The organism is Sphingobium estronivorans, from assembly GCF_008692605.1.
GTDB classification, from domain to species: Bacteria; Pseudomonadota; Alphaproteobacteria; order Sphingomonadales; family Sphingomonadaceae; genus Sphingobium; species Sphingobium estronivorans.
On the sequence record NZ_LFCT01000001.1, the window covers coordinates 26924 to 49792 of the forward strand.

29 protein-coding genes are annotated in these 22869 nt (G+C 65.3%); 6 read left to right on the plus strand and 23 right to left on the minus strand.

The features are described 5' to 3' along the window. Positions 1-138: 138 nt before the first annotated feature. The 20 genes from F7P65_RS00145 to F7P65_RS00240 all read right to left on the minus strand — a co-directional run bounded on the left by F7P65_RS00145 (position 139) and on the right by F7P65_RS00240 (position 17249). Entirely contained in the window at positions 139-651 is a 513-nt protein-coding gene (locus F7P65_RS00145; protein WP_062787872.1) for a DUF736 domain-containing protein, read from the minus strand. A 163-nt stretch (positions 652-814) separates the two neighbouring features. Continuing rightward, a complete protein-coding gene (locus tag F7P65_RS00150) occupies positions 815-1135 on the minus strand; it encodes a DUF7673 family protein (RefSeq protein WP_030090587.1) in 321 nt (106 codons plus the stop codon). A 73-nt stretch (positions 1136-1208) separates the two neighbouring features. After that, positions 1209-1538: a hypothetical protein gene (locus F7P65_RS00155; RefSeq protein WP_062787874.1), complete on the minus strand. Its 330-nt coding sequence runs from the start codon at positions 1536-1538 to the stop codon at positions 1209-1211. 236 nt (positions 1539-1774) lie between these two features. Beyond that, positions 1775-2125, minus strand: a complete 351-nt coding sequence (locus F7P65_RS00165; protein WP_030090586.1) for a DUF3768 domain-containing protein — start codon at positions 2123-2125, stop codon at positions 1775-1777. After that, positions 2122-3072: an adenine nucleotide alpha hydrolase family protein gene (locus tag F7P65_RS00170; RefSeq protein WP_062787876.1), complete on the minus strand. Its 951-nt coding sequence runs from the start codon at positions 3070-3072 to the stop codon at positions 2122-2124. Before F7P65_RS00170 ends, F7P65_RS00165 begins: the two co-directional genes overlap by 4 nt. Positions 3073-3128: 56 nt before the next feature. After that, on the minus strand, positions 3129-3965 hold the full coding sequence (locus F7P65_RS00175) for a Mom family adenine methylcarbamoylation protein (protein WP_030090573.1): 837 nt from the start codon (positions 3963-3965) through the stop codon (positions 3129-3131). Between the two features lie 18 nt (positions 3966-3983). Next, the gene (locus tag F7P65_RS00180) at positions 3984-5267 is read right to left on the minus strand and encodes a hypothetical protein (RefSeq protein ID WP_030090572.1); all 1284 of its coding nucleotides are present in this window, start codon (positions 5265-5267) and stop codon (positions 3984-3986) included. A 20-nt stretch (positions 5268-5287) separates the two neighbouring features. Continuing rightward, a complete protein-coding gene (locus F7P65_RS00185) occupies positions 5288-5932 on the minus strand; it encodes a hypothetical protein (RefSeq protein WP_030090571.1) in 645 nt (214 codons plus the stop codon). A 93-nt stretch (positions 5933-6025) separates the two neighbouring features. Next, the gene (locus F7P65_RS00190) at positions 6026-6784 is read right to left on the minus strand and encodes a PRTRC system ThiF family protein (protein WP_030090570.1); all 759 of its coding nucleotides are present in this window, start codon (positions 6782-6784) and stop codon (positions 6026-6028) included. Continuing rightward, positions 6781-7434 carry a PRTRC system protein A gene (locus F7P65_RS00195; protein ID WP_150289889.1) on the minus strand — a complete coding sequence of 218 codons (654 nt, stop codon included), beginning with the start codon at positions 7432-7434 and terminating at the stop codon, positions 6781-6783. The genes F7P65_RS00190 and F7P65_RS00195 overlap by 4 nt, the downstream gene beginning before the upstream one ends. Further along, positions 7431-8219 (minus strand): PRTRC system protein B, encoded by a 789-nt coding sequence (locus tag F7P65_RS00200; RefSeq protein ID WP_338053864.1) that lies wholly within the window; start codon positions 8217-8219, stop codon positions 7431-7433. The genes F7P65_RS00195 and F7P65_RS00200 overlap by 4 nt, the downstream gene beginning before the upstream one ends. 52 nt (positions 8220-8271) lie before the next feature. Further along, on the minus strand, positions 8272-9165 hold the full coding sequence (locus tag F7P65_RS00205) for a hypothetical protein (RefSeq protein ID WP_233423707.1): 894 nt from the start codon (positions 9163-9165) through the stop codon (positions 8272-8274). Between the two features lie 43 nt (positions 9166-9208). Next, a complete protein-coding gene (locus F7P65_RS22250; protein WP_233423706.1) occupies positions 9209-9433 on the minus strand; it encodes a hypothetical protein in 225 nt (74 codons plus the stop codon). Between the two features lies 1 nt (position 9434). Then, positions 9435-9641, minus strand: a complete 207-nt coding sequence (locus F7P65_RS00210) for a PRTRC system protein C (RefSeq protein ID WP_030090566.1) — start codon at positions 9639-9641, stop codon at positions 9435-9437. Between the two features lie 45 nt (positions 9642-9686). Then, complete coding sequence (locus F7P65_RS00215) at positions 9687-10118, minus strand: PRTRC system protein E (protein WP_062787879.1); 432 nt, start codon at positions 10116-10118, stop codon at positions 9687-9689. Between the two features lie 33 nt (positions 10119-10151). Next, positions 10152-11771, minus strand: coding sequence for a PRTRC system ParB family protein (locus tag F7P65_RS00220; RefSeq protein WP_371421310.1), 1620 nt, complete (start codon positions 11769-11771; stop codon positions 10152-10154). A gap of 281 nt (positions 11772-12052) precedes the next feature. Further along, on the minus strand, positions 12053-12493 hold the full coding sequence (locus tag F7P65_RS00225) for a hypothetical protein (protein WP_047100430.1): 441 nt from the start codon (positions 12491-12493) through the stop codon (positions 12053-12055). Continuing rightward, positions 12477-14324 carry a site-specific integrase gene (locus tag F7P65_RS00230; RefSeq protein WP_047100429.1) on the minus strand — a complete coding sequence of 616 codons (1848 nt, stop codon included), beginning with the start codon at positions 14322-14324 and terminating at the stop codon, positions 12477-12479. Before F7P65_RS00230 ends, F7P65_RS00225 begins: the two co-directional genes overlap by 17 nt. Continuing rightward, positions 14321-16117 carry a site-specific integrase gene (locus tag F7P65_RS00235; RefSeq protein ID WP_126014903.1) on the minus strand — a complete coding sequence of 599 codons (1797 nt, stop codon included), beginning with the start codon at positions 16115-16117 and terminating at the stop codon, positions 14321-14323. The genes F7P65_RS00230 and F7P65_RS00235 overlap by 4 nt, the downstream gene beginning before the upstream one ends. Next, positions 16107-17249, minus strand: a complete 1143-nt coding sequence (locus F7P65_RS00240) for a tyrosine-type recombinase/integrase (protein ID WP_047100428.1) — start codon at positions 17247-17249, stop codon at positions 16107-16109. The genes F7P65_RS00235 and F7P65_RS00240 overlap by 11 nt, the downstream gene beginning before the upstream one ends. A 155-nt stretch (positions 17250-17404) precedes the next feature. Between F7P65_RS00240 and F7P65_RS00245 the strand changes: the two genes are divergently transcribed. From F7P65_RS00245 to arsH, 5 genes are read left to right on the plus strand one after another with little or no spacing between them, the layout of a single operon-like run. Further along, positions 17405-17737, plus strand: a complete 333-nt coding sequence (locus F7P65_RS00245) for an ArsR/SmtB family transcription factor (RefSeq protein WP_047100427.1) — start codon at positions 17405-17407, stop codon at positions 17735-17737. Between the two features lie 11 nt (positions 17738-17748). After that, positions 17749-18279 (plus strand): arsenate reductase ArsC, encoded by a 531-nt coding sequence (locus F7P65_RS00250; protein WP_107394420.1) that lies wholly within the window; start codon positions 17749-17751, stop codon positions 18277-18279. Next, a complete protein-coding gene (arsC, locus tag F7P65_RS00255) occupies positions 18276-18701 on the plus strand; it encodes an arsenate reductase (glutaredoxin) (protein WP_047100425.1) in 426 nt (141 codons plus the stop codon). Before F7P65_RS00250 ends, arsC begins: the two co-directional genes overlap by 4 nt. A 3-nt stretch (positions 18702-18704) precedes the next feature. After that, positions 18705-19775, plus strand: coding sequence for an ACR3 family arsenite efflux transporter (gene arsB / locus F7P65_RS00260; RefSeq protein ID WP_047100424.1), 1071 nt, complete (start codon positions 18705-18707; stop codon positions 19773-19775). Continuing rightward, on the plus strand, positions 19772-20512 hold the full coding sequence (gene arsH / locus F7P65_RS00265) for an arsenical resistance protein ArsH (protein ID WP_047100423.1): 741 nt from the start codon (positions 19772-19774) through the stop codon (positions 20510-20512). Before arsB ends, arsH begins: the two co-directional genes overlap by 4 nt. A gap of 106 nt (positions 20513-20618) precedes the next feature. Here arsH and F7P65_RS00270 read toward each other — a convergent pair whose 3' ends face one another. Continuing rightward, positions 20619-21572, minus strand: a complete 954-nt coding sequence (locus tag F7P65_RS00270) for a deazapurine DNA modification protein DpdA family protein (RefSeq protein WP_150289891.1) — start codon at positions 21570-21572, stop codon at positions 20619-20621. An 87-nt stretch (positions 21573-21659) separates the two neighbouring features. On the opposite strand from F7P65_RS00270, the gene F7P65_RS00275 reads away from it, so the two are divergent. After that, positions 21660-22148, plus strand: coding sequence for a hypothetical protein (locus F7P65_RS00275; protein ID WP_030090562.1), 489 nt, complete (start codon positions 21660-21662; stop codon positions 22146-22148). 3 nt (positions 22149-22151) lie between these two features. Here the strand turns inward: F7P65_RS00275 and F7P65_RS00280 are convergent, their stop codons facing one another. Both F7P65_RS00280 and F7P65_RS00285 read right to left on the minus strand, forming a co-directional pair. Beyond that, entirely contained in the window at positions 22152-22652 is a 501-nt protein-coding gene (locus F7P65_RS00280) for a thermonuclease family protein (protein WP_369805560.1), read from the minus strand. Continuing rightward, positions 22652-22852, minus strand: coding sequence for a hypothetical protein (locus F7P65_RS00285; protein WP_030090560.1), 201 nt, complete (start codon positions 22850-22852; stop codon positions 22652-22654). Before F7P65_RS00285 ends, F7P65_RS00280 begins: the two co-directional genes overlap by 1 nt. Positions 22853-22869: the final 17 nt, after the last annotated feature.

Consider the following 22869-nt stretch of genomic DNA (forward strand, 5'->3'; position numbering starts at 1 on the left):
CTCTGTCGCGCGCGCGAGGACGATAGCTGAGGACACGGTCACAGGGAAACGAAGGCAGGGCCCGCTTGCCGTGAGGCAAACGAGCCCTGCGGGGTTGCCGCGCGCCGGAGGGACGCGCGCGGCAGGGAGAGAGGATCGTCAGTCGGCCATCTCGGGCGTGCGGCGACGGCGGCCATTGCCCTGCGCGGGCTCGCCGCCGAACGCGCCCTCTGCCGAGGATTCACCCAGGCCATCCGTACCGGCGAGGCCGTTCGGCTTGGCCGGCTCGTCCGCACCGGGCAGCGGCGGCAGGCTGTCGTCGGCCGGGGCGGTGTCGGTCGGCGCATCGCGGCGGCGGTTGGGACGCGACCAGACGATGTTGTACGAGCCGTCGTCCTGACGGAACGCCGAGATGTAGAGCGGCTTGTCGAGGCTGGGATCCTCGATCTTGCCGTTGAGGAACATTTCGCCGGTCGCATTGGACGCCAGCTCGAACAGTGAGCCGACCTGGACCCACTGGCGTGCCGCCGAGAGCGCGAGGATCTCGAACTTGGGCGCACGCGGATTGGCGGAATGGACGGTGCGAAGGGCGATGACGATCGCGACCGTGAGCGTCGAGATTTTGCCGGTGTAGGTGCCGCTGGCGTTCTGGGTGATGGTGCCGATGTTCATGGGAAGTCTCCTGAGAAAGTGCGCTCGAACCCCTTGTCCGAACACCTTCTCTCACCCGCTCCTCTCCTCGGCCGTTCGGCCGAGTAAGGCGCGCCAGCGCCGCTCCGACGCGCCACTTCGGCGCCGTCGGGTACTTCAGGGCCTCGCAATCACGCGATGCGTGTCAAGTCTGGGGAGCGCTTGCCGATGGCCGCCACAGGGCAATGACATCCTGCATCTCTTCGGCGAAACCGAGACCGTCGATATAGACGGCGCCGCGGTCGTTCTGGCCGAGAAAGCCGATCACGCTCGTGATGTCGTTTGCCACGTCGATGTCGAGGCCGAACATGTCGGCGATCTCGAAATGACCAAGCTCCGGGCCATTCCACCAGGCCATCAGAAAGTTCGCGACGCGGCGCGCCTGCCCGGTGTCGCCCATGGCGAGCGGGATAAGCCGTGTCAGCGCCGCACGGGCGGAATCATAATCTGTCGGTACGGACGTCATCGGTTTTCTCCGCGCGCAGAGGGTATCGAGGCGACACCCGGGCGCAAGCGTTTCTGCCTCGAACGGCCCGATCCTAATGAATCGAGCCGAACAGCCGCCGCTTGACCTCGGCCTGGTGCCGGCCATCCTTCTCGCCGATCGTCGCGGTCATGTCGGCGAGGAGCTGTTCGGCAAGCCTCGGCGGGATTTCCGCATAGGGCGTGATAACGGCGATCGCGGCCTCGGGCGTGGGAAGCTCGCCCGGTTCCGTGCCCCGCCAGATCAGCGCTTCCCCTTCATCGGGCTCATCATCGGTGCGAAAGCACACCTGAGCATAATAGGTCTGGAGCGGTCGGTCCCAGCCTACCGCCGCGCAGATGACGTCGGGATGGCCGGCCTTGGGCGGGAGAATGTGCCTGCTCATGCGTGTGTCCTCCGCATTCTGTGCGCGACGTGCCGCGCGGCGCCTTCGGCGCTGTTGATGGCCTGACCTGCTGCCGATGCCGCGCGGCGCGCGCCCGCCCTGCGCAGCAGGTTACGGGCTTCGCCCAGGCGTTCAACGGCAATCGCAATGGCTTGTCCGTCCTCGGACGTCGCGGGTGTGATGCGGCGCAAGATTACCTCCATTTTGGTTGGAAATTGGCGAGGCGACTGATCGGCTCAATCGTCGCAGGGGAGCATGATCGTCAGGACACGGACGGTCACCGCGGCGTCGGCAGGATCTTCCGAGCCCCATTCGAGCGAGGGATCGTAATAATCGATGCGAAAGCAGACGATGTGACCCTCGAGCTCGAACTGCCCGTAGTTGCGTTCCGGGCCGTCATCAGGCTTGAATTCGTAGCGCCGGACGGCCGCGAGTACCGCGGCCTGGGCGACGGCTTCGCTGACGATGCGGTCGCCGCCTGCCAATGTGGCGAGACAGGTCGCCGTCATCACGATCCGCGCGTTTCGATCGAGGCCGAGCCGCACGCGGTCATTGAGCTCGGCGATCCGGGATATGGTGCTGGTCATGCTGCCTCCATCAAGCCGGCGTTGAAACTCGCGATCCATTCTTCCATCGTCGGCCGCTCGGCGATCGGCACGATGCTGGCGGCGTCCTGGAAACGGATGAGATCGGTCGGCGCATCGCGACGGATCGCGTCGATCTCGGCCTCGGGGAGCAGCCGCTCGGCGCGGATGAAATCGGTGATCCTGCCGGGCCGGGTCCTGGTCGATCGGCGCCACAATCCCTCGACGGTGCGCAGGCGCGGTTCGGCGCGGGCCTCAATCAGGACAATCAAGCGAAGGCACCACGCCGGCAGGGCGCGTACTTCATCGGGCCGGATGGCGCCGCAGAAGAAGCAGCTCGACTTGGGCGGCACCGGGAGACCGGCGGCCTCGATCCGGGCGATGCAGCGATCGCGCGTCCAGTTCCATTCGCGCAGCGGATAGCGGCACTGGAACAGCGGATCGTCCAGCCCGGCAGCATGGGCATGACGCCGGGAATCGGAGGGCGACGTGTCGTAGCCGATCAGCCGCTCGACCTTCTGCCCATTCGCCCATGCGGCGCGAGCCGGTGCCCATTGCTTCAGGAAAGCGTCTTGCGGCGCCACCTTCCATTTGAGGCTGCAACTATGCCGTCCCAGGCTGATGCTCGGCAAAGTCGCATTGGTCAGGACATTGGCGAGGATCGAATAATAGGGCGGCCAGTGCTTGAAGCGCCTGGGCACGTAGCGGACGATCTCATAGGGAATCCCGCGCGCGTGCATCCACGCGGCGATCATCCGCTGATATTCGTAGGTCTCGGGCTTCTCCGCGCCCGGATCGGCGCTCAGCACCAGGTCTGGCGCCTCGCCGCGCGCCTCGAGTTCGATCAGCAGCGCCGTGGAATCGACACCGATCCCATAGGCCAGGACCACGGGCGGCGGGGCGGCGACCAGAATGGTATCGACCGCTCGTCTGTTGCTTGGGATGTGCATGGAGTTCCCGGCCTCGATCGCGGCCCATCGCCGCAACCCTCAAGATCCCCCTCCCCTCATTCTCGGCCGGCTGTGCGGTTCTCGGCCTCGATGCGAAGATCGAACTGAAAGGTGGGGTGCGCCAACGGCAGGGCCTTTGGATAGGGAAGTCGCGGCAGTGCGCGGCCGTGCCGGCGGGCTTCGCGGGTGAGCTCGAAGCAATAGGCGTAGAGACCCGGCTGCTGATGGCGCACGAGATGGCGTTCGCGTTGCAGCCGCCAAAGCCATGTCGCAGGCATCTCCCCGAACTCCGGCCTGGGCAGGCCAAGCGAAACGAGCTGATCGATGGCGCCGGCATGGCCTCGCTCGCCAAGGCGGATCTTCGAGAGCGTGCGCCCCGCGATCGTTGTGTCGCCGGCGCGCAGGACGGTTCGCGGCCTCGTAATGGCGCGGTGCGCCGCCGAGAGCGCGCAATAGACGCGGCCTATATGTCCGGCGCTTGGGTCGCTGTACGAAACCACGGCCTCGATTCCGGGCTTCTCGCGGCGCAGATGGCGAAAGGCCCGCGCGACGAAGAAGCTCTCCCCGTTCTGGGGCACGGCGTCTGTCAGGATCAGGCGGGCGAGCACGCAGCCGCGTAGCGGATCGGCAAAGCCGGTGTGCCGCGTGATTACGGCTCCGGTGGCCGGAACGGCGAAGACGGCGACGCCTTCCAGGACTGCCCCGGCGCCATAGAGCCCGACCGCGAGCTGCGCCGCAGGATAGGTCGGCAGATAATGATGGCGGGCAATGAAAGCGCGCGCGGCATCGTGTCCGATGATCTCGACGGAATAGGATTTGGGATCGATGACCGTGAGATCGCGGGCCCAGAGCGCCCGGCGCTCGCGCCAGCGCTGGCTGCGGCTCGTTTCCATGTTTTGGATCCTCGAATGTTAGCGGGCGGCAAATCTCGTCGCCCCGCCGAACAGGCGGAGCGCGCGTGCCATCTCGTCGCGCAACCGGGCCTTGCTGCCGACGATGAGCGTCGGCGCGAGGGGTTTCCCGCCGGGGTCGATGAAGCCGTGCGCGAGGGTGCCGTCCTGTTCGATCGAGACGAGATGCCCCTTGCCGGGCGCCGGCCCCTGATAGCGCGCCGTCAGCTCGCCTAGCTTCGCAGTCAGGCCCTTGGTCGCCTTGGACCAACGGATGTGGCCAGCGCCGACATTGCTCCCGGCCTCGCGGCCTCGATCCATCCAGAGTTTCGCGTGCGCCTTGACCTGCAGCGGCGTGTTGCGCGTGCGTTCGCGATTCCGACAGGTTGGCAATGCGGCCGAATGGGTATCGAGAACCCGCAGATATTCGCCGTGCAGCGCGACAAGGATATCCTCGATGTCGATGCCGGCGAGGAGCGCGCGAAGCCGGTCCTCCTGCTCGGGACTGGCAATGAGCTCGTCGGCCCGCTCCGCCGTCAGTTCCTCGGCCTCGGGCTGCGCGGTCACACCGGATATGAAGCCCTTGGTGGCGGTGAGAATGATGGCGTGACCGCCGCAGCGGCCGCCTGTCTTACGATAGCGCTCCAAAATATCGCCTCGGCCGAGCGCCGCCGCCGGATGATCGCCCAGGATGATAACCCGCCGCGACCATGGTGTCGGTCGGGGCCGGTCGCTGGGTTTCGGCCAGTCCGAGGGTAGCGATCGCACCGCACCCCGCGACTGCATCGAGATGGGCGCTCGTTCGGCAGCGCGATTGGCCCGGCGCGCCGCGTCGAAGAGATCGTCAACGTCGCCGCCGCCGTCGGCGAACCCGCAGTCATAGGCCGGGCGTTCTGCGGCCTTGGACGGCGAACAATGGTTCCAACCTACATGGGCCGCGTACCAGCCATCGGCATAGCGGATCGCGAGATTCCAGTCATAACCATAACGATCGCGTCCACGCAGGATCGCCGCATCGCGCTCATCACCGCGTCCTGAGACGGCGCGCTCCTCGGTGAAGCTGAAATTGCGCGCCTGGCGCTCGGCCTCGCTATGCGCGGCAATCGCGTCGTTGACGGGCTTCATCGCCTGGACGCGCGCGCGGGTGCGCGCCATGCGATCTTCAGGTGAAGCCGTCGGCGCCAGGTCCGGAAAGTCGCGCCAGGCTTTCGCGATCGCTTCGGCATGTTCCGGTGCGCGGCCCCGGGCCAGCCAGGTGGCAGTCGAACAGGGGTCGAACTGCGGGATTTTTTCGACATGGATCATGTGGTCGGCCTCGGTCGAGATCAGGCGAAGAGGCGCATCGGCTGTTCGACCGGCGGCGTGAGACGAAGGTCGCGCCGCAGACGGTCGGCGAAACGGTCGGGCGCCATGAGATCATTGACCGATGCCCAGTGATTGCGCGCGCCGCAGTGATCATCGCGGCCACGAACCCGGCGATAGAGGACTTCCCGGCCCGGGCCCGAACAGCCAAGCGAGAGCTGCACCCATGCTTCCTCGCCATGGAGCGTGATTTCGCCGGAAACCGCAGGGCCGCCCTTGCTGGAGCGGATGTCATAGGTTCCGTCGCATAGGCCCAGCGCGTCGGCGAGGCGCCGCATTGCGGTGCGGCCCTCCGAATGGAAGAGCCGCTTGGCGGCCTCGTCATGGCTCACGCCCCGATAGGCGAGGTTGCGCAGGACCGGCGTTCGGCGGATTTCGGCGATCTGGTCCATGCAGGTGCGCCGAAGCTCGAGATTGGACGGACGATCTTCGCACACTGCGCTGAGGTGGCGAACGAGCAGGATCACGGCGGGATCGGTTTCGGCGTCTTTGCCGGCGTTGCGGCAATCCTTGATCGCGGCTCCGATCGCGTGGAGGGTGGTGCCGACGGTGATCAGCGCGCTGGGGTCGAGCGCCTGCTGGTGGCGCATGGCGACGTCGTAAGTCATGGGATGGCCCTCCGGTCTTGAGCGAAAATCCGCTCAAACGGCCCTCTCCCCCTCCCCTTTCTCCCGTGGCCGGCCTCGGGCTCGACCGAAGATTCAAGCAGCGATCGGTAGCGGGATCGGCACGGCCTGCCCGGTGGCGATATTGATGAACGCGCCCGCGTGGCCGATCGATCCGCGGCCAACGAGATCGAAGAGAAGGGCCAGCGCGTGGCTCGCCACCACCCGGTTCACGAAAAGCGACTGGCGCTCGAGGGCTTCGGCCATCGAGCACGACGGCGCGTCGTCGTCAGGCAGGCTCTCGTTCGCGACCTCGGGGAAATATTCGAGGACTGTCGGGAGGATCTGGTGCCCGGCCTCGGGCTCAGCGTTCGGGCAACCGATGATATATTGCCCGTCGCCAGCGCGGTTGCCGAGATCCAGCCAATAGGCCGGCGCGTTCCTGGCCGAGGCGATGGCCGCACCGACGCTCCGGCGCGCCGATGCGGTATCGACACAAGTGATGACGATGTCGGTGCCGTCGAGCTTCGCGGCCTCGGGTGCCCGGCCATGCACCGCCGTCCAGGCCAGACCGTGGGCGAGATTGATCCGCTCGGTTAACGTCCGGGCCTTCGAGTTGCCGATGTCGCACCTGAAGAAGGGCTGCCGGCCAAGATTGGCCTCGCTGACGATATCGTCGTCGACGACGGTTACATCGAGCGAACGCGACGAAATCGCCCGCAGCGCCGTATCCAGCGAGGCGAGCCCCATCAGCATCTGCGCGCCGTTGCCGCCGCATCCCACAAGCACGATTTTGATCGCGCGGTTGCCGAGCGCCGCAGGCAGATAGTGGCGAAGGGGCGTCTCAGAGGTCATGATCGTCTCCTGAAAAAAGGGCTTCGCGGCAGCGGGAGGAACATCCCTGCGGCGCACAGTCGCGAGGCAAATGCGGGGCCGTCCGTATGACCCAGACGTCCGACAACCAGGGCGATCTTGGTCGCGTGCGCGTCGTCCGCGTCGTCGGTTGCGCTGAAGAAGGCCGCGCCGTGCCCATGGCTGTGAATGTCGCAGATGAGGTGATGGTGCGGCGGCAGCGCAGGCGGACGATAAGTGAGGTGTGACGGCGTCGCGCGGTCGATCTGGGGGAAGTCGACCCAGAATCGCCGATTAGCCTCATCCCAGAGGATGAAGGCGGCGGCCTCGTTGGGCAGCGCGGCGCGAAAGTGCTCGAGGACTTGCCGCAGCAGCTCCGCCGGTATCAAGCCGCAACGCAGGTCCGCGCGGCGAACTCCAATGCTCCCGTAGGGCAGGTAGGCCGGGATCGGCGGTGTCACGGGCAGATCCAGAGCCAGCCAGGCCCGGCGCAAGATCAGGCAGACACCATCGCGGCCGATTGCGAGGCAGCTGCCTGCTCGGGCTTCGCGAACGGCCTCGATCGCGGGTGATCGCCCATCCGGCGGCACGGGATAGCAAGGCGCCTCCGCCAGTACCGCGGCGGCGGTCGGGTCTTCGGCGAGGGCAGTCATCGGCCGGACCTTCCGTAGATGAGGTCGCCGAGCGTCACTGGGTCGGCCTTGGCGGCGCCTCGCGGGGCGGTCTGGCGACGATCTCCGAGGAACGGCCTCAAGCGTTTGACCGGGAAGCGGGTCGCGCGGGTCGCTGCGAGGGTGTCCCAGAGACGCACGAGACCGCCCTTCCCCGTGATCGTCAGCTCCTGACCCGGATTCGGATGGGTCGACCAGGAGTCGAAAAGCGCGCGCTCGAACTCGGGAATGGCGGACACATCCAGCGATGTCGGCTTCGGAATGTTACCCCAGCAGAGGGAACCGTTGAGGAAGACGTTGAGGATCGGCGAATGAAGCAAGGCGGTTTCGGCCGCGGGCCGCTCGTTCCGCTCAAGCCCAAAGACTCCAAGCCGGCGCCGTGTGGCGACAAGGACGTGTGCCGGATAGGCAACCGGGACGATCGCGCGGCCGCCAAGCGCACGCAGTCCAGCCAGTTTCGCCGAGAGGTCGAAATAGGCCGTCCTCACCTGTGCGGGCACCCACCAGACCAGCAGGTCGGGATGGGCGACAAGCACCGTTTCGGGGAGAATTTGCGGCGGGGCGACGCGGCCGAGCGCCTGCGACCAATGCCGCAGATGCGCCCGGGTCAAAGGCGTTCCAGCGGCGATGGTCGGCGCGCCGATAGCGTCGTGCTCGATCTGATGGATGCTGGCGAATGCCTCGGCATCTTCGCCAGGGGTAAGATGCGAGCCGAGGCCGCGAGCCCCGTCGCTTCTGTAGAGCAGGATGGCGTTGGTCAGCATCATGCCGCCTGCGGTTCGCTCGAACTGCACGCAATGGTCAGTCATGTCGGCCTCGTTATTCGGGAGGATAGAGTTCGATGAGATGTTTGGCGGCCCGCAGCAGCCGCGCGCCGGCGGCGAGTGACGCATGCCAGACATCGATCGCGGTGGAGTGCGTCATTGGGCAAAGGCCCGTCACGTCCATGAAACCATATTCCATGCCGTGACGCCCGACGTCGTCGACCTCGACCGCGAACTGTTCGACGGGAACGAGTGTCAGCGGCGGAAGCGGCGAACATTCCTCGATACCGGGGACATATTCGTAGAGAACATCCATCTCGAGGCGCCAGGCGTGATGTTCGTCAGGCAAATTGGTGAGCGCCGCGTGGGCATCCCGCAATTCGCGCAGAGCCCGACGAAGGGCAGTCGGTAACTTCGACGTGGGCGCTGCCCTCGCGGCGAGCATCCATTCTGGCCGCCTGGCGTTCATTTCGGACGGCATGGTCTGGGCCGCGATCTCGCTGTCGTCAGCCCCATGGAGCGCAACGAGGGCCTCGCGCGCAGCGGCGTCCTCGGTCTCGCCGTCCCAATAGTACATCGAGATGTTGTCGAAGAGGTCATCGTAGCAGAAGATCGGGAGAGCACTTCCGAGCGTGCGCTCGAGCACCCGATACGCAGCCGCGCGCCACGGGATCGGCCGCTTGCTGTCCTCGATCCATCCGAGATCGAGCTGCCCGACACTGTCGCAGACGATCGCGACCGCCGGCGCCCCGCAGGATTCGCCGTTGAGCACGACGACGCGCAGGTCCGCGATCGTGCAGCTCCGCAAGCTTTCGAGGACCTCGGTCTGGAAGACCCGTTCGATATGTCGGCGCGCCTCAGGGCGCGTGCGGTGCACTGTCTCCTGCTCTTTCGAGGCGACCCAACTGCCGACGAGCTTATGGTGGGCCGCCAAAGGTCGATCGAACATCACCGGAATATCAGGGGAGATATGGACGGTCCGTCCTGCCAGATCAGCCGAGCGGAGGAAGGGAGAGTCCTGTGGGTGGCGGGATAGGATCGGCAGGACCATCCTCGCGCGTGCCCGCGTCGAGGATGATCTTCGCATGGAGGGCCTGGGCTTGTTTGCTGCAGGCAGGCCGGGAGAGTTCGGAAGTGTTGCCATGGTCGTTCTCGATCCAATGGAGCAGCGTGCAGCGCGGTGCGGCGGGGATGGCCGCCATTTGAACGCGCGCCATGTCAGCCCTTGGTGCCGACAGCTCGGCGATATTCGGTGACGTGGACACCGCCAGTAACCCCGGCATCGACCAGGTCGGCATTGAGGATCGCCGGGTAGAGGGTGGCGTGGTAGGCGCGCAGCCCCTGCGGGTCATTGGCAAGGTGCGGCGGCTGCGGGAGGTCGATACCGTCATAGCGGTAGACGCGGGCAAGATGGTCGATCTGCATCGGAATGTCCTTGTTGGAATTGCAAAGGGTGTCGGTTGCTTCCGATCACCAGAGGCTGGCGGGCTCCTCCGATTTTGCATCGGCCGGCAGGGCGCCCGCCGCTGGCGCGGCCGGCGTGCTCGCTGCGACTACCGGCTTGGCGGGTGCCGATGCCGCCTTTGCCTTCGCCGCCTCCGCAGACGCCGCGCGCGCGGCCTCGGCCGCGTCCCGCTGGGTCGCGATCTGATCGGCAAGCGCCATGCGTGTGGCAATCAGCCCACCGAGCGCCCCCTCGGCGCCCTTCGCAAGCTCTGCATCGATCTCGGCGGCCGTCGCTGTGATCGAGATCGGACGCAGCTCGCCGGCCTCGGCCTTGTGCGTTTTGCCTTCGGCGACGCGGGGTATGATGATGAGGGTAACGACACCGTCATCGCCGGCGACAAGATCGAAGGCGAGCGAATAGTTGCCCAGCATGGGCAGAAGATTGGTGATCAGCATTGTGGGATTCCTTGATTGGAAAGTTGGGCGAGGTCAGGCGGCCAGTTCGGTGACAACCTCGTCGGCCTTGGCGGGCGGAAGCGAATTGGGCGGCGCATAGCGGCCATCGAGGGCCATCGCGCTTGGCACCCGGCCAGCCCAATCGAACCCGACAGCATTCAACATGCCGGAGATCAGGTCGCCCTTCTTGGCGCCGAGCAACTTTGCGAATGCCTTCTCGCCCATGTGCGCGACCAGGCCGCTCTCGGCGGCAATGAACTTGAGCTCGTCCTTCGTGTATCGTTCGAGAAAAGCGCGATCGACCTGCCAGACTGTCCGGATGTCGATGCCGAAGGCGCCGGCGAGATCGGCGACGTGCGCGAACGACTGGACGTCCCGGGCATATGCTGCCCCGATCGCAGCCAGCACCGTGGTGGCCTGAACCTCCGATAGCTCGCGGATCTCTGCGATCTTTTCCTTGAAACCGCGATCGGGGAACGCGGCGTCGACCAGCAGTGCAGCGCGCGAGGTCAAAGTGCCTGACTTGATGTGCGAAAGCGTGCCGGTCAGCGCTGCCACGAGGATCGCCGCCTGGGCGTTCAAAGGATCGTCGGCCAGCCCGCGGGCGAGCGCCGTGCGCCATGTCGCCTCCCGCAGGTCGGTCGTGCGGCCTGCGATGGACTTTGCGGTAACACTGGGCCCGGTGCTGGTGGAAACCTTGCGCACGACGGTTCCGCGACCGACCAGAGGTGCTGAAGGCGCTGCGTCATCGGTCAGACCGCCGATCTCACCGCCGTCCTCGTTTTCGTCGCCATCGTCGGCGAGAGCGTCATCATCGCCGTCATCGTGTTCGATCGCTGCGGCGGCGTCCTCGGCCTCGGCGGCCGCCTCCGCATCACGGCGTGCAGCTTCGACCGCCTCGGTCTTTAGCTGGAAGCAGGTAGCGTTGGTGCAGTGGCCATCGTCGACATGGGTGTCGAACAGGGCGCGCTGCGTCCCTGAATTGAACGGACAGGTGGTGCATTCCGTTTTGTCGAACAGGGCATCGGCGAGGCGCTGCGTGACCTTCATGAGAAGATCGCGGGTCTTTGCGATGTCAAGGCCGGCCGCGATGATCGTCTCGAGCGCCTTGTCCTGCTTGTCGGCGGGAACGGCGGCGAGCAATTCGGCGTGTCCGACCTTGATCCGGCGCTCGTCGAGCGCGGTTTTGACGGTCTCGGAAAGGTCGGCGAGCGCGAGCCGGCGGTCCAGCTTTGCGCGGGACCAGCCAAGCCGCCGTGCAGCTTCAGCCCGGTCGCCTTGGCACGCCGCGAGATAGCGAACGGCCGCGTCCGCCTGCTCGGTCTCGGAAGGATCATCGCGATCGTCGTTTTCGGCAATCGCCGCGTCGAGCGCCTCCTGGTCGGTCATCTCCCGGATCAGGACCGGCACCTCGGCGTTTTCGCCGAAGGCTTCCATTGCGGCCCGGTAGCGGCGACCGCCCGCGACGATCGTGAAATGCTCCGGCAGGTCGGCAGCGGGCCGAACCAGCATCGGCTGCAGCATGCCTCGCAAACGCAGGGAGGCGACGAGTTCGTCATGCTTCTTCCGGTCGAAATAGCGGCGCGGATTATAGCCCACGGCAATCCGGGCGAGCGGGACCATGGCGGTCCCGACAGGGTGCGATGCGGTCAAGGCGGTTCTCCTAGTGAGAATGGCGGTGCACGCGCTTGCTCGCGACGCGCACCCTTTCGGTGAGCCTGATGCTCACCCTTCCACTCCCCCTCCCCTTTCACCGCTCCGCCGTCTGGTCATGGAAGATGTCGGCCGCCCATTGCTCGAGCCACGGCTCGAACATCTCATCATGATCAAGATCTTAGGTCTGGTTCGGCCTGTCCGATTAGGTCCAGTTGGCTGACCTTGAAGGGTTTTCGGGCGCGCTCGCTAACCGGACGTCTGGTTAGCCCCGCGCGCGGCTATTCTTCGGACGCATTCGGCGGGGCGATCGGCAGCATAGCAACATTGCGTCGGTCCCGAAGCTCGCGGACAAGGTCGGCATTGCGCTCCTCCAACCGCTTCGCGCGGCTCTCCGCGATCAACGCGCGCCGCAAGAGAGAGGCATTCTCGGTGGCCAGCACCCGGATCCGCACCTCCGCCTCCCCCTTTCCTCCATCCAGCTTTGGAACCTCATCCTGACCCGAAGCCGGAGATCGTTCAGCCTGAAGGGCACGGAGATCTTCAAGCACAGCGCGATGATTGGTGTAGAGCGCATTGCGTCCGATGCCGGCGTGCCGGGCCAGCGCCGCAACGGAGATTTCGGATTCAGGATCGGCGCGCAACACGGCGAGAGCTTCCCGCAGGCGGGTAGCGACCCGCTCGCGGCGACGCCCTTGGGGCGTATCAGCCGAGGTTGCCATCGGCGGGCTGCAAATCGAGATCGTCGATCACGCGGCGGCTCTCCTCGACCCGCGTGATCGCCAGATTTCGGCTTTCAGGGTCAAGGTCGGTTCTTTCCAGGAGAGCCAGGTTTCGTTTCAGGCGGGCTTCCCAGACCGGCTTGTGACGTTCGCTCACCGCGAAGTTCGCGCAAGTGACGCATGTGCCCTGCGTGCGGAGAACGGGATTGGGCTCTTTGTCGGACCCGAGGCAGGCAGACGTCTCCCGACGGTAGAGACAGTAGCCCCAGTCGCAGACGCCGAGCCTGATGTCGGTATCGGCCAACAGGCGGGTGATGTAGGCATCGAGGTCGCCATCGTGCGTGCGACCGCGGAACGGCGATCGCGCCGCAAGATCGCGCCCCGCCTTGCCGCCCAGGCGAGGCGCGACCAGCAACTCTTCGAGCGCGGCGCGGGTTTCTCGTGCCGCCTGGGCGTCGACCAGTTCAACCAGCTCGAAGTCCGTGCCGACATAGGCGCGGTCGGTCATGGCGCGGGTCACATGCCCGAGATGCTTGGCCAATGCCGCGAGACCGGTCCTGTCGCGCCGGCCCACGAACCGCGCGAAGGTCTTGCGGCCCTGGTGGGTGGCAAGCCTCCAGCTTTCACCGTTGATTTCGGGAAGGCGAAGCGCGGCCCCAATGCCGTCATTCAGGCGTATATTCATAGCCGAACTGGTGAGCGGCTCGATCGGCAATGCCGAGGTTCGGATCGCGCTCCCCGGGCGGACCTGGAGCAGCCAGAGATATTGTCGGCCGTCGATCGCTCGCCATGGTGCCGATAGGCGCTCAAGAACTTCGATGGCGCGAACGGCGGGTTCGGGGGCGATCCAGCGATGCGGCACTCCGTCTCCTGGAGCGTCCTTTCGGATCGTGCCGGTCAGATAGGCGAACATCTCCTGCTGCTCGCCCTGCACCCGCTCGATGCAACCGGCTTCCAGCGATAGGATTTCCGAAGCGCGCGGCCCAACGAGATAGGCGAGGACAATGAAGCAAGCCTCGTAGAGACGGGCCACCATGCCATTGAAGGTGAGCATCGGCTGGACCGTCAGCGGCTGAGCCTGCCCAGGAACAAACTCGATCGGTGGAGCAGCGTGCAGGTATCGGCGTATGCGCCTGGAACGCCCCGGTTTTGCATGCCCTTTTGCGGAAGCCGCATCGTGCAGCGCCTGTATGTCGTCACGCATATGAAGGATGGTATCGGCTGGCTCGCCGATGAGATGGAGCGCTCCCGCAACGAGCGGCATTGCGATTTCATCAGGCGTATAGGGCCACCGCTCGACCGGGCGCCAACGGCCCAGCTCATTGAGCGCAGGCGGCGCGGATTTCGGGGTGTCGGGAAGCTTCTCACGCTGTTGGTAAAACGCCCGCAGCAGCGTGCGGTAGTTGCTCGCGGTCGATAGCGCCATCGTGCCATTGTCTCTCGGGCGCTGGGCGAGATCATCGAATAGATGCCGGATGGCCTCGTCATCCAGTTCCGACCATCGAGCCAGGCCGCGGCCCGCCATCCATTCCAGCACGACCCGCTGGAGCGTTCCCTGCGTTCCAAGCGAACGTAACGAGAGCGCGGATCGACCGGGAGGTGGATCGCTGTGCAACGACCAGAGCAGATGCTTGCTCGCCTCGCGCAGCGTCCGCCAATGCGGCTCGTTGAACCGGCTTCCGTCGGGCAGTGTGAACCCCCAGTCGACGCGGAAGGTGGTGTCCCGCTGACCCACGACGCCTGTCGCCATCTGCCAATGGTCGTCGCCGAACATCGAGTGCGGAGAGACGCGCAGCGAGGCCTGCGGCAAGGCGAGGAGCGGAACGCTCATTCCAGTTCCGGGAGATCGGGGAGCATCGCGGCCCGTTGTTCTGCCTCCTCCCTCAAGTCGGGCGGGAACGCCGGAAGAAGATCATGTTCGAGCACCTGCAAGCTGGGCGCATAGAACAACGCCCAGCGAGCCGGATCGATCTGATCGCGGGCGTCGAGAAGATGCCGGCGAGCTTGCAGCACGCGCGCGAACCGCTCGACATCAAGCGGAACGATCAGCCCCGGACAGGCAAGGCAACCTCGCAGTCTCGGACAGAGATGCGGATTTCCGTCAGCGCCCTGTTCGACAGGCGCCAGACAACGATGCCCGAACAATGCCGTTACCGGGCCGTGGCGGGCGGGCTCCTTCCGGTCGGGTCCGCAGACCCAGGCTACCATGAGCTTCTGAAGGCGCGCGATCGTCTCCTGCTCGAGCTTCCGTGCGGCCGGTCCCTCGACGTAGCGATCGGTCGTGACGAGGCTGGCGTGATTGAGAACCGTCCCTGCCGCGCGCAGGTCGCCGCCAGAAGCCAGATAATGCTCCGTGGCGACGCTGCCGCGTAGTTGCGAGGCCGTGAACTTGGGCACCAGTGGTTTCGGTTGCTCCGGATGTGCGGTGTTCCAGCGTTCGATCCGCCTGTTGGTGCGGCCGATGAAGCGATTGATGAACCCGGGGATGCTGTCGGGCGCGATCAGGCCGGCAGGATAGTCGTGCCTGCGATAATAGGCCCGCGACAGATAGCGGATCAGGAACAGACATTCCCGTTCTTCAGGCGGAGCATGCTCGATCAGCGGCTCGGTCATCGCCAGCAGCATTTCGATCAGACGCGGTGCGGATCGCATTTTACGGCGGTCGAAGGACCGACGCTGCATTTTCGGAGTTCGACCGCCCCGCTGCTTGAGCCATTCCACCATGACCCGATGATCATCGAGTGGATGGGGCACGAGGCAGTCGCGGCGGATCGCCCGAAGAGGCTGGGGATTGGCGGCAAGCTGGATCGCCAGCGCGACAAAGAACGGCCCCATCGTGTGCGAGGTCAGGTGATAATGCTGAGCGATCGCCTCCTGACGTCCATGATGCTCGAGCGAGTTCGGGTTGATCCCGGCAGCGCGGATTGCCTCGCCGCTCGGAGCGATGCCGCCGCCGATCCGGTGGAGTTTCCACACCCAGCGCGCGAGCGCCTCTCTCGGACCAGTTCCCTCCGGGGGTTGGGGAGAGGCGATGATCTTCTGGCCGCGCTGGAACCGCGCCCATGCGATGTCGATCTCTTCATAGGCGGCCGCGAGGATCGTTTTCATTTCCGCTGCCGTGAGCCGGGCTTTGGGTTCTGGCGCCCACCCCGTGCTGGGGAACGGGCTGTAGGGGATGGCGAGCGCGCTCCCGAACAGATCCGGATCGGTCTGCTCGATGCGCTCGAGCAATGGTTTCAGGCTGGCGAAGCGTTGAGCCATCGTGGCTCGGCTGAGCTGGCGGCCTTCTATCGAGGGTGCCAGCGCATCAATGTAGCGCCGGATCGTGCCGGCGTTCACATCAGCAGCACAGCTTACGCCTTCTGTGCGTAGGAAGCGACCGAAGCGCCGGATCACTCTCCAGCGTCCGCGTCGTGTGGAGATCGAAGATCCGGCATCATGAACCCTGAACGCCTCGACAAAGGCGCAGGTGAGGTCATGTGGCATGTCGAGGGCGACCGGATCGAACGTCTGCACGACCTGTCCCCATTCATCACGAAAGGAGAAGCGTCGATCATCTGGCGCTTGCGCGGTCGATGCTCGATCGATCGCGATACGGCGGTCGATCCGTCCCTCAGCCAGCATCGTTGATCGCTTCGCCGTAGAGCCAGGCAAGGCTCTCGTTGATATCGGGTTCGTACAGCTCGACGCAGCGCAGGTAGATGGCGGTCGTCGCGATCGAGGCATGGCCCAACAGAACCTGGACGATCTTCAGCGGATTCAGCGCCGGATTGGCACGAGCCTGGATCTGAAGCCGCGTGAGCATCACCATCGCGAAGGTGTGACGGAGCCAATGCAGCGTGCCGGGCAACCCAGCGGCCGCGAACGCCTCGGACAGAAGCGCCGTCAGGCGTTTGCGCGTCATCGCACGGCCATGTTCATTCAGGAGAAGATTGGGCGGCGCCCTGTAGCGGGGATCGGCATTGCGCGCGCGCCGCACGATCCGGGCCCGGTCCTCTCCGATATACCAGTGCGTGCGATCAAGCAGGCGAACCGGCGGATAGACCGTTCGCGGCCGGTCGCCCTTGGTGATGCTGAGCGGCACGCCTACAAGCGGCGTCTCTTCCGGGTGAAGCGACCAGCTATCCGGTATCTGATCGACCGCCAGAGCACATAGTTCCTTGCGTCGAAGGCCTGCGCACAGCGCCCACTCCCCTGCAAGGCGCGCGGTCGGCGCAAGCTGCGCGAACAGCCTTGCCAGCTCATCGGGGCGCATTGGTCGTGGCAGTTGCTCCGGGACCGAGACCGTGAGGCTCCCGGTCGAACGGCGTCTGATCTGTGGCCCAACACGCGGTCCCCTGCCCTGCCGTGTCTGCAACGGTCGCGGGAACGCACGATGCCGGATGAAGTCGTGATCGAGGGCCCAGGAATAGAAGCGATAGACGGTGGCAACCCGGGCATTGATGGTGGAGCGGGCAAACGGCCGCCCGGTATGCTGGCTCGGCCCTTCGAGCATTCGGGATCGATAAGCTGCGAGTATATGCTCGTCAGCGACATCCCATTTGATGTTGGACTGCTCGAGCGCATCGAACCACTCATACAGGTGCTCGCCATAGGTCCGTACCGTCTCCGAGGCCTGGGAGTGGCCATGAACCTCGGCATGTTCGAGCAGATAGGCAAAGGCCGGCTCGATGATGGCCATGTTCGCGTCGAACAGGATGGGGAACCCGGCGGGAATGCCGGGCTCACCTGGAACGGCACGGATGATCGTCACCATGGATCACACCTCCGCCTCACGCACGCGGGATCAGGGCGGTTATTCTAGCATCATCCCGGCCTTTCCAGTTCGGACAGTCGGCTGAGCGAGCACTTTTTGGGCCGGGCGACACGACGCCTGTTCCAATTCATCCATATATCCACTATCTCGGATATATGGATACTGATTCGGCTATCACGGCCCTGGCCGCTCTCGCGCAGGGCACACGCCTTGACGCATTTCGGTTGCTGGTGCGCCACGAGCCCGAAGGATTGCCCGCCGGCGAGATCGCAAAAGCGCTCGACGTTCCTCAGAACACGATGTCCGCGCACCTCGCCGCGTTGACGCGCGCGGGCCTGCTGAAGTCCGAGCGGCAAAGCCGGTCGATCATCTACTGCGCCGACCTCGATGCGCTGCGCGCGCTGACCCTCTTTCTGGTGAAGGACTGCTGCGCCGGAAAACCGGAACTGTGTGCACCGCTCGTCGCCGAACTCGTCCCCTGCTGCTGACGGAGACTGCCATGTCCACCGATCGCGTGTTCAACGTCCTGTTCCTCTGCACCGGCAATTCGGCACGCTCGATCCTCGCCGAGAGCGCCATGAACAAGCTCGGCCAAGGTCGCTTCCATGCCTTCTCGGCCGGGAGCTATCCCAAGGGCGCGGTTAACCCCGACGCGCTCGCACTGCTGGAACGGCTCGACTATCCGACCGAGGGCCTGCGCTCGAAAAGCTGGGAGGAGTTTTCCCGGCCCGGTGCGCCGGTCATGGATTTCGTGTTCACCGTCTGCGACGACGCAGCCGGTGAAGTCTGCCCGGTATGGCCCGGCCATCCAATGACGGCCCATTGGGGCATCGAAGATCCAAGCCATGTCCAGGGCGGTGACATAGAGCGCGAACGCGCTTTCGTGATGGCGCTGAACTATCTGGAAAACCGTATCCGGCTGTTCATCTCGCTGCCGATCGACAAGCTCGAAGCCACGGCGCTGACCGCCAAGCTGCGCGAGATCGGCCATACCGAAGGCTCGACCACTCGCCGGGGAGATGCGGCGTGACCGACATCATCGTCTATCACAACCCGGAGTGCGGCACGTCGCGCAACGTGGTGGGCCTGATCCGCAATGCCGGGATCGAGCCGCATGTCATCGAATATCTGAAGACCCCACCGTCGCGGCCATTGCTGGTCCAGCTCATCGCGCGCGCCGGGATCACGCCGCGCGAGCTGCTGCGCGAGAAGGGCACGCCCTATGCCGAACTAGGCCTGGGCGATCCCTCGCTGTCAGATGAAGCCCTGATCGACGCAATGATGGCACACCCGATCCTCATCAACCGGCCGCTGGTCGTCTCGCCGCTCGGCGTGAAACTGTGTCGCCCTTCGGAGGCGGTACTGGACCTGCTACCCGCACCGCAACAGGGCGCATTCGCCAAGGAGGACGGCCAACAGGTCGTCGATGCGGCCGGCGCGCGGGTGATCTGAGGCATGGCGACCGTTCTCGACGCCACGCCGGCTCGTCCCGGCATCTCCTTCTTCGAGCGCTATCTGACCCTGTGGGTGGCGCTCTGCATCGTTGCTGGGATCGCGCTCGGCCATATGTTGCCCGGCCTGTTCGGCGCGATTGCCTCCGCCGAGGTGGCGCGGGTCAATCTCGTCGTCGCGGTGCTGATCTGGCTGATGATCGTGCCGATGCTGCTCAAGATCGACTTCGGCGCGCTGGGATCGGTGCGCCAGCATTGGAAGGGCGTCGGTGTCACGCTGTTCATCAATTGGGCGGTCAAGCCTTTCTCGATGGCGCTGCTCGGCACGCTGTTCCTGGGCTGGATGTTCGCGCCGTTGCTGCCGGCGGGCGAAGCGCCGTCCTATATCGCCGGGCTGATCCTGCTGGCGGCTGCGCCCTGCACGGCAATGGTGTTCGTGTGGTCGAACCTCTGCGACGGCGAACCCAATTACACGTTGAGCCAGGTGGCGCTGAACGACCTCATCATGGTGTTCGCCTTCGCACCGCTGGTCGGGCTGCTGCTCGGCGTCGCCTCGGTGACGGTGCCGTGGGATACGCTGTTGCTCTCGGTCGGCCTCTACATTGTCGTGCCGGTGATCGTCGCGCAGCTCGTCCGTCGCGCCGTGCTGGCATCAGGCGGACAGGCCGCGCTTGACCGGCTGCTGGCCCGGCTCGGGCCGGTGTCGCTCACCGCCCTGCTGGCGACGCTGATGTTGCTGTTCGGCTTCCAGGGCGAGGCAATCGTCGCGCAGCCCTTTGTGATCGCGCTCATCGCCGTGCCGATTCTGGTACAGGTCTATTTCAATGCCGGGCTGGCCTATTGGCTGAGCCGCCGTTTTGGCGTCGCATGGTGCGTGGCGGCGCCCGCCGCGCTGATCGGCGCGTCCAATTTCTTCGAGCTGGCGGTGGCCGCCGCAATAAGCCTGTTCGGCCTCAAGTCCGGCGCCGCGCTCGCCACGGTGGTTGGCGTGCTGGTCGAGGTGCCGGTGATGCTGTCGGTCGTGGCGATCGTGAAGCGGACACGCGGCTGGTATGAGAAGGGAGCCGCTGCTTGACCCGTATCAGCGAGTTGACCGACCCGGATCATCTGCCGGCGCTCGATCTCCGCTATGTCCATGAGCGGCCCGCGTTCGGGCTTGGTGCGGGCGATCCACCGCCGCGTATCCTGCTGCTCTATGGTTCATTGCGCGAACGGTCCTTCTCGCGTTTCGCAGTCGAGGAGGCGGCACGGTTGCTCCAGTTCTTCGGGGCGGAGACGCGCATCTTCGATCCGACCGACCTGCCGTTGCCCGATCAGGTGAAGGGCGACGATCATCCCGCCGTCCATGAACTGCGCGACCATGCCATGTGGTCGGAGGGCATGGTGTGGTGCAGCCCGGAGCGTCACGGCCAGATCACCGGTATCATGAAAGCGCAGATCGACCATCTGCCGCTGGAGATGAAGGGGATGCGCCCGACCCAGGGCCGCACGCTGGCGGTGATGCAGGTGTCGGGCGGATCGCAGTCGTTCAACGCGGTCAACACGCTCCGGCTGCTCGGCCGCTGGATGCGGATGTTCACCATCCCCAACCAGTCAAGCGTGGCGATGGCCTACAAGGAGTTCGACGAAGCCGGTCGCATGAAGCCCTCCAGTTACTATGACCGCATCGTCGATGTGATGGAGGAGCTGGTGCGCTTTACCGTGCTCACCCGTGGGCACGCCGTGCAGCTCGTCGACCGCTATTCGGAGCGGAAGGCGGAGGCGGCAAAGCAGGATGCCGCCCCCGATCTGGCATCGCAGTCGATCGCTTAAGTCGAGCGCCTCGCCAAGCGAGGGATCAGGCCGACCACCGCCAGCTCTTTGGGTTAGCGCGGCGGTCGGCCTGATCCCTCTCCGCATCCGTTCCTAATGAGACAGATCAGAGGACCGGACCTAAAAGATCGCCGGACTCGATGAGATCGCGGATTTCGGTACGGGCCTGCGCGATTGCGGCCTCCCAGGGATCGATCGGCGGAGGATCTGCGTCAGCAGGCCGTTGCTGCGGAAGGCGGCGCGGCCGCTCGGTTAGTCGGTGGTACTGACCGGCGAGCCATTGCTCCATGTAATCGGCCACGACGCGATCGGTCTTGGAGATCCCCGCCTTCAGGGCTGCCCGACGCGCACCGACGCCATAGGCCTGGCTGTCGATCGACGCGACCCGGTGTGCGAAAGGCAGAAGGAAGGGCAGTGCCGTGCCCTTGACGCCGAATGCGTGGAGCAGAACACCGGCCGGAAGAATCTGATCGAGATGGTCGATGACCGCGATCAGGCCTTCCGGTCCGTGAATATCGCGCCGGCACATGCTTCCGACACCGATCAATGCGCCGGGGCGGAGCGAACCCCAGAGCGCATCGACACAGCGCTCATAGTCGGATGGTCGCCGGCCCTGGATCACAGGCATCAGTCTGTCGGCTATTCCGGCATCCTCGCCCAGGATGCGGCAGTCGCGATTGGCGCGGATGGTGCGCGACAGGCGGTCGAAGACTTCGTCGCGATCTCGCGCGATCTCAGCCTCGACGCAGTAATCGGCACTTGCCCACCATTGGAATGGATAGGCCGCCGCGAGCGATACATAGTCCGACAGGGACCACGGGAAGCCACCATAGCGCGCAGTCGCGACGAAGCCTGCGGAGTCCAGGCAGAGGCCGGACAAACCCCGTGCATTCTGGAGTTGCCCCAGGCGCCATCCGGTCCATTCCCGCCAGCCGCGCTTTTCGGACCAACGTGAAAGCGCGTTCGCCGAGATGAGCGCGGTCCGGCCAAGCGCGCGTGCCCGCTGAAGGATCGGCCCATCGTTCAGGTGCGGAAGGCCGACGATGACGTTGATGGGCATGATGCGCGCTCCGCTCGCAACGGAAGCACGCGGACAATTGACGGTCGCGCATGTTCACGTTACGTTCTAATGAGTAGGAGATTTGCCATGACGACGCCCAGCATCCGACACCTGTTCGATCTCGACATAACGCTGCGGGATGCGGCGCTGGATATGGAGAACCGGCCGACCCGTCGGATGATCGCCAATGCGGCGATCGGCATTCATGTCGAGGACGCCTACTATTCGGTGCGGGAGCTGCGCGAGGCGGTAAGCTGGGTGCATGAAGGGGTTTCGGCGGGCAAGCTGAAGCTGGCGGAGATCCTGGGCAATGATGGTGCCGACGATTTTCAGCGCTGCATCTATTTCTGCCTCGCCGGCCGCGGCGTGGTGTCGATGCTCGACGATCTTGAATGGCTGGAGGATCTGCTGGAGCGGCGCGGGCGCATCGCAGGCGAACAGAAGCGCCTGAAGGAGACGGTGATGCCGCTCGTGAACCCCTATGTGGCCGACGCGCCCGATGGGCCGTTGGTCAGGATGGACGGAAATTTCGAGCAGGGACCATCTTGGTGGGCCGACCCGACTTTGTCGGCCTGACCATCAGCGCTCGCAGCTCAGGCGGTTCCCGTGCCGCCAGCGCGACGGTTCGATCCAGTCTCCGGCAAAGGCCCCTGCCCTTTGCCTCCTGGCCGAAGCGAAGGCCGCATTATATGCGCGCAGGCGAGCGGGATCGTCTCTGAGATAACTCGCCTGCGGGGTCGCGAGACCCGCGCGGATAAGACGCTCTCCCAAATCCGCGCCGTCGACTGTAACGACCGCAACGGGGCGGCCATAAGAAGACGAAGACACGAGCCGGATCGTCGCGGCCTTGGAACGCAGGGCGTTCGCGGCGAAATCCTGTGCGGCCTTCCCACACTGCCAACATCCCGAGGCGCGCCGACAGAGCTGCCCGCGCTCGAATGCGTCGACCCCAAGCAACCGGAAATCGACGGCCACGGTATCGCCATCGAGCGCCCGCGCCTTCGCGTCGAAACTCTGAGACCATGAGGGCGATGTGAGAGCGGCTCCGCCCGCGAGGATGATGGCCGCCGCGATCCGGATCAAAATGTCATCTCCACCTCGACATGATCATCGGCCGCCGGCGTCGTGCAGACCCGGAATGGTTGCAGCGGATCGCCAGTGCGGACGATCGACAGCCTACCCGGCCGCTCGTCGAATAGGCGACCTGCGACGCGATTGGCGTTCTCGCGGCTGCAAAGCTGCAGACGCTTGGGCGACAATTCAAGACACGCGGCAAACATGATGGCTTCTCCCTGCT